A 6,566-nucleotide genomic window follows, 5' to 3' on the forward strand; every position below is an offset into this window, starting at 1 on the left:
GCTACTTCTGTTGAAGAAATTGTACTACTTTTTGAATATCTGCTAAATATATTTCCGGCCAAATGGGCAAACTCAGCACCTCAGTCCCTAGCAAATCGCTCACTGGAGTCGAAGGATACTGCCCTTTATAAACAGGTAACCGATCTTGCGGCACTGGATAATAAACCATCGATCCAATTCCTTGCCGGCCCAAATATTCCTTCACCTTATCCCGTTTCCCATGCAAAACCCGAATGGTGTACTGGTGAAACACATGACCATCAGCCAACTCTGGAGTAATAATCCCCTCAACATCAGCCAATGGTAGTGATAAATATGTAGTGATATTAATTTTTTACGGATTTTAAACTGTTGTAATAATGAATAAAGTACCAAACAGCTCCTATATGATTTTCTAGCTTTTTTGAAAAAGATAATGTTTTTCTGACTAGCCGAGAAACTCTTTGTCTTAATGTATTATTAAATCTTTCTATATGACTGGTCAATCTACTTTTTTTGTCCACAGCCTTGTGACGTTTAGTAGCAATAACTCCTGTATAAGACTCCCAAAAATCTGTATAACACACTGCACATTGTCTATACACAGGAGGCAATGAATCCCACAGTTTTTCGGCACTTTTTTTACTTCGATCGCCAAGAAAAACACCAACAATTTCACGAGTTTTTACATCCAAAGCAAGCCAACTCCAAATTTTATTTTCTTTCTTACCTACAAATGACCATAACTCATCACATTGAATAGTTGATTTTCCTTTTTGTTTCTCTGAAACCTTTATTTCACGGGGAGTTTCTTCATATTTTTTATTTACATAATTTTGTAACCAAGTGTAAGAAACATCCAAAGCACGAGCAATACCCGCCAAAGGTATTTTTTCTAATAACAGGCGATCAATTAATGTTTTAAATTCAGATGAAATATATTTTTTTTGAGGTAATTCTACAAACTGTCTTCCACATTCTTTACATAAATATTTTTGTTTTTTATGATGAGTGCTGCCATTTTTTATGATTTTATTTGACAAACAGGTTGGGCAAGAATAGTTCATTTTGTAATAATCCTGATAAATTCTTATATTTTTCACTTTATTCTCCCTTAATTATCGCTTAAATTTTGTCATTTATATCACTTAAGCAATTAGTAAAACTAATGAATTTTATAAATTTACCTGATTGTTTATGGATAAAAATATTAGAAAAAACTTGATACATTAGCTTTTATTTAAATTAACTTAATTTGAACATCACTACATATTTATCACTACCCGCGAATTCTTCAGGATCTTGCCAGTATCCAGATTCTCTAACGTGCAAACAGAAAAAACGAGCATCTTTCGGAAGACCTAGCAAAATTCTTTGTTCTTCAGCTAGCTTTTTTCTTTCATCCGATAGCTTTACTGTTGGAGAATTCCTTATCTGCTCTGGCCAATTATAATCTTTAACTATATCTTCGGAAAATTCGCTATTTATTTTGGGCTGCCATAGAATATGGTATCCAGCCATTGGTTCGCCAAATTGATGAACATTTTTTAAAAAAGCAAAACTTTCAATCAAGCCAAGTTTATAAACAATTTTGAATGCCACCAGACGCGGGAGATTAAAAGCACGAAGCAGACCGAAATAAGCCGTTATAGCCAATCCTCCTAACTGTGCTTTAATAGACGATTGTGGAAATGCAATAATTTCTGATTCTAACTCAAATAGATTCTTAGATAAAATAGTTAGGCTCAGAGGCCAAGGTATTTGATAAGGTAAAAGAATAGCTAGCTTTTTATTTTCTCTTTTAGCTTTTAATAAGCCAAAATATATTTCTTCAAAGGCACTGCCAATAGCACGATAATGGGGGATTATAATTACTGTGTTTGTCAACTTGCCGAACCATTCGCAGAGGTAGTGAATTAGCATTCTTCAGTCTGATTGGTAAATTAAACATAATTCAATGTTAAATAGGAATAGCATTGGCTTTTTGATAGGCTTCTCTCGATCCTATATCGATAAATATATTCTTTGTTTCCCAAGCATAAACTTTATTCACAAACAAGGGTAAAACTTCTTTACTAAAGTCGTAAAAATTTTCTTTATTATCTTTTATCCATTCCAAAAATTTATTAGATAAAATACAAATTGCTCCACTGGCTAAGTTACCAGGAGGGTTAGCAACTTTTTCGTGAAAGCCAACAACAATATTCTGAGAATTGAGTTCCACAATGCCACAGGTAGAAGGAGTGTCAGTGCGAAAGGTCATCAGGGTTAAGAGACATTCTGGAGGACGTTGGCGGTGAGCTGCGACAAAAGAGGTGAAGTCAGCTAAACAGTAGTTGTCGGCATGGATAATTAACCCGTCTTCCCCTTGAAAAAAATCTAGATTAGCCATGAGCGTCCCTGCTGTCCCTAGGAGGGCTGGCTCATGAACCAAAGTAACTTGGTCTTGGTAAGGACTCCGATCAATAAAGTCATTAACCTGGTCAGCTAAATAGTGAGTATTGATCAGTAGCGGACCAATTCCAGCCTCGGTAAGTCGTTCCAGCCAAATCTCCAGTAAGGGCTTACTTTTGATAGGCACTAAGCATTTGGGAATGGTATTTGTTAATGGCCGGAGTCGGGTGCCGTAGCCCCCTGCTAGTAATATGGCCTTCATTAGGTTAACTCCTGCATCAATTCATCTCGCTGAACGGGAGTGTTGCCGACTCGCCCTACCTGAATTGCGGCGGCTAAAGAGCCGATAACTGCCGCTTCCCAGATGGAACCGCCACTGGCTAGGGTAAGGGCGCTAGAGATGAGCAAAGAATCCCCAGCACCTGCGACATCTTTCGGGTTGGAATTAAGGGTTTTGACGCGATCGGTCAGCCAGGTCTGGTCTATGTCATTGTCAGCATGAATCAGTAATCCTTCTTCCCCCAACTTTAGCAGAATGTTTTGAGTTTTTGCCTGTTGTCGCAATTGCTCCGCTAATACTACTAGGCCATCTTCGTGGTTTCGGGTGCTAATGCGAGCCTCCCGTTCGGTAGGGGTAATCAAATCCATTCCTTGAAAGCGACTAATATCACCGACCTGAGAGGAACATTGGCTATCAGCCGCCATCATTACCCCTTGTTCTTTGGCCAACGCCGCAATCCGATCGACCACGGGTTGGGGCAAACAACCATAGTTGAAATCGGAAAAAACCAGCAGGTCTGCCGTGGCAAGTGCCGCTGCCAAGCGATCTAACAGTTGAGTTTGCAATTTGGCGTCAATAGCCCTCTGGTGCAAGTGGCTGACCCGCAGGAGAGTTTTGCCTTTGCTGCGATACCGCTGTTTTAGGGTAGTGGGGCGACTTTCATCAATCAAAAGGTTAGTCTTGACCCGAGCGGCATCCAAAACCTCTCTGGCAAATTCTTGAGCAGCATCGACCCCAGTAACGGAGAAAAACTGGACTTCGGCTCCCAGACCAGCAGCATGAGCCGCTACTATACCCGCCCCACCGACAAAGCGAGTGGAGTCTATTGGGGTAACGACAATAGTGGGATCTTCCTGGGACATTCCCAAAGGTTGGCAGGTAATGTACTCGTCAATAATTAGGTCGCCAACAACGCAGACTTTGAGGAAAGAAAACTGCTGCACCAAGTTTGCCAATTTGGATTGAGTAATACTATGGCGATCTAAAAAGTCGTAGGGGATGAGGATTGATTGTAAGTTAGTTTCGGTAAACTCTTTTCGCAGCAAGTCTACGGAAGAAAAAGTTGTTTCTCCAGAGCTAAATAGTAGTCGTCCCCCATATTGTTCTAAGATAGTCAGCTCAGGATTAAAGCGGATTTCATGTTCTTTCCCTTTGACGACGATATCTGGGCGTAATCGATCGATAACTTCTGTGACGGGTTCATCAATAATAAAGGCTTGGTCAACCCAACTGTTGGTTTTGACTCCTTCGAGGCGTAGTTGTTCGGGGATATGGGCCCCATTGGCAGCAATGCGATCGCTCTGTACTGCTACAATTAGGCGATCGCCACATTCTTTAGCAAAGCGCAATAATCTTAAATGTCCAGGATGGAGTACGTTAAAATTCCCGGATACAAAAACAGTACGGCTTAAAAGTTTTGGGTTCTTAATCATTAAGGGGATAAACAAGAATAATCTGGTGTTATGGCTGTTTTATTGTAAAAAACTATCTCCCATAGCACGAAGCCAAGTTGTACCAACTCTAGATTCAGGATGAATCCAACCATGATATTGATTGTAGTCGGGATGAGATTGAAGAATGTTCCAAAAGCGATCGTGTTGCTCAATATCTGTTGGAGTATCTACCCAAGTTCCCTGAATCCGCTGCCACCGCTCTTGCACAGCTAACAGAATCTCTTCAGATGTCAGATCGATAATCCTGATGCCAACTTTAGCATAGTCATCTGTCATGCCGTAGCTGCGATCGAGGTGTTCTCGCCAAGTCAATGGGATGCCCGATGCTTGCCACACGAGTTTTTTAGGTAAGTGCATGGCATTGCTCCAGGAAAAAAGGTTTCTTAATGGAGTATAGTTTAGGAACAAAAGGGGACGACGATAAACATCACTGACCATATCTGGTCCGCTTCCTGTGGAAATACATAAATCGCAGTGAGCAAACAACCAAATATCTAAGAAATCACTTTTTTCAGAGTGAAAAGCATAGTCAATGATGCGGGGATGACTACTGAGTATAGGTTTCGCCATAATTTGACCCATGCGAAATACCCACACTCCTTGCGAGGCTAACCACTCGGCGGCAGGGACATACGTGGCAATATCTGAGTCGCGGTAGTTGTGATAGTTCCAATCAAACCCTTTGTGTAGATGATTTTCATCCAAATAGGCGCTGTCTCGAACCAAGAGGCAGACAAAAGGTTCTCCATCTTGCCATCCTTGACGACGTAACCAAGCTTTAGCTTGGTCATCTTCTTCAGGTAAAAATGGCAGTTTAGCTTGAGTTTTTTCTAGGCAACCGTGAATATCCCGGGAGGCGGTTGTGCTGGTTGGGCGGTAGTGAAGCGATCCCCCAGGAAGTATGCGATTCCAGATGTCTAGGGGACGAACCCAGGCATAGACCTGAAAGTTGCGTTTTACCATCTTTGCCCAAAATTCGTTGCAAGTCGGCTCCTGTATCCAGTACAAATCTAGATACTGCTGAGATTGCTGCTGTCGCATTGCCCACTGCTGACCTGCATCGGCGGCAAAATGACCAATTCGTTCGCTGCGGAGAGTCCCTAAGCGAATAGTGCGCCAAGGACTAATGCAACGGATGATAAGAACTCCGGGGACAGCCCAAGGAGCTTGGAGGATTAGCAGGAGTAAGGTTTTCGGGGAATATCTGGAAAGTAGAGAAAATAAGCTTTTTAGCTTTCTTCGGACGACAGGCCAGCCACCAGAGCGTATTTCATAGAGCTGTTTGCTTAAGGGCTTCATAAATTAACCAGGCTTGCGGATGAGACTTAGGTACTGCTGACCTCGACCCCACCACTGGGGAAAATGTTGTAGCTCTCGTTCCAAAGGCGCACCGTCCTGTAGCCAGTCCGAGGCCTCAACAATAGCTAAGGCAGTGTTGGGAGTAATCGGCTCAACTATTGACGCAATTTCTGTAAGAAGGTCAAACATAGCCTGCCACTTGCTGCTATCTCCCTGTTGAATTTGGGTCATTAATTCCCAACTGTTAGAACAGGTTATTTCTAAATCTTTACCAAAGCTTGTGGAATGAGCATCAAAAACATAACGATAGTCAATCAGGTTAAGATTATTTTTGTAGTAGCAAGCGAGAGCATTGTCATTGAAGCCTCTATCCCGACCCACAATTTCTTTGTACCATCGCCAGTCAGTAATAAACCGAGGGGATGAAGCATAAACATCGAAACTGCTAGAAAGTGCTGTAATAACTTCTGGTACACTGAGAAGTTTTCTATCTTGTAAAGGTTGAATAATATTATCTACGATCCAATCATCTGCGAGGCGACTCATCCCTTTAAGGTTAAGTAAGTGGGAAGAAAGGCGTGGTCGGAGGATATTTAGTGCATCATTTAGGGAGGCATTGCCGTTAGGGAGTAATATATTAAACAGTAAGCGCCTGATGGTTTCGGATAAGTAAGATATTGAGTTAATAGTAGTACAAACAAAAATACCAGATAATTTTGTAAATTTCGATAAATGCTTGAGTGTTAAAGTTGGATGAGATTGATGGGGCAGACATCCTTCAGCCCAAACAATATCAAATTTTTCTGGTGAATTATAATCTTCAAACAAGGATTTTATCACTTTAAAATTTTGACACTTGGCTTCTGTCAAGATTTTTTCTGTCTGCTCTAAACCGACTGTATTTCCATCCACTAAGTAATATTTGCTGGGTTTTAGAGAAGCAGTATATACAGCATTATGTCCAGAGCCAGGACCAAACTCAATAATATTGGTTTGATAAACAAAGCCAGGCAAAATACCTATACTTCTAAATAATGACTCTCTTCTTTGAAAATGCTTCTCTAAATTAGCAATGTCCTGCGATACAGGAGAAATATTGTTATCTGAATAAAACGTAACAAATGCACGACTTTCACTATCTTTCATTTTGTCTCTTCATG

At 41.1% G+C, this 6,566-nt stretch carries 7 protein-coding genes; all 7 read right to left on the reverse strand.

Annotated features, from left to right (window positions below; all coding sequences use genetic code 11):
• Window position 1: 1 nt before the first annotated feature.
• Entirely contained in the window at window positions 2–331 is a 330-nt protein-coding gene (locus tag LKK83_RS13435; protein WP_324631680.1) for a DegT/DnrJ/EryC1/StrS family aminotransferase, read from the reverse strand.
• Window positions 327–1,046: an IS1 family transposase gene (locus tag LKK83_RS13440; RefSeq protein ID WP_324631682.1), complete on the reverse strand. Its 720-nt coding sequence runs from the start codon at window positions 1,044–1,046 to the stop codon at window positions 327–329. The genes LKK83_RS13435 and LKK83_RS13440 overlap by 5 nt, the downstream gene beginning before the upstream one ends.
• A gap of 178 nt (window positions 1,047–1,224) precedes the next feature.
• On the reverse strand, window positions 1,225–1,902 hold the full coding sequence (locus LKK83_RS13445) for a hypothetical protein (RefSeq protein WP_324631674.1): 678 nt from the start codon (window positions 1,900–1,902) through the stop codon (window positions 1,225–1,227).
• A gap of 37 nt (window positions 1,903–1,939) precedes the next feature.
• Window positions 1,940–2,635, reverse strand: a complete 696-nt coding sequence (locus LKK83_RS13450) for a nucleotidyltransferase family protein (RefSeq protein ID WP_324631675.1) — start codon at window positions 2,633–2,635, stop codon at window positions 1,940–1,942.
• Window positions 2,635–4,086, reverse strand: a complete 1,452-nt coding sequence (locus LKK83_RS13455) for a PfkB family carbohydrate kinase (protein WP_324631676.1) — start codon at window positions 4,084–4,086, stop codon at window positions 2,635–2,637. The genes LKK83_RS13450 and LKK83_RS13455 overlap by 1 nt, the downstream gene beginning before the upstream one ends.
• Before the next feature lie 39 nt (window positions 4,087–4,125).
• The gene (locus LKK83_RS13460; RefSeq protein ID WP_324631677.1) at window positions 4,126–5,406 is read right to left on the reverse strand and encodes a TIGR04372 family glycosyltransferase; all 1,281 of its coding nucleotides are present in this window, start codon (window positions 5,404–5,406) and stop codon (window positions 4,126–4,128) included.
• Between the two features lie 3 nt (window positions 5,407–5,409).
• Window positions 5,410–6,552 (reverse strand): class I SAM-dependent methyltransferase, encoded by a 1,143-nt coding sequence (locus LKK83_RS13465; protein WP_324631678.1) that lies wholly within the window; start codon window positions 6,550–6,552, stop codon window positions 5,410–5,412.
• Window positions 6,553–6,566 lie beyond the last annotated feature (14 nt).

This window comes from Phormidium sp. CCY1219 (assembly GCF_035615515.1).
Taxonomy (GTDB): Bacteria; Cyanobacteriota; Cyanobacteriia; order Cyanobacteriales; family Laspinemataceae; genus CCY1219.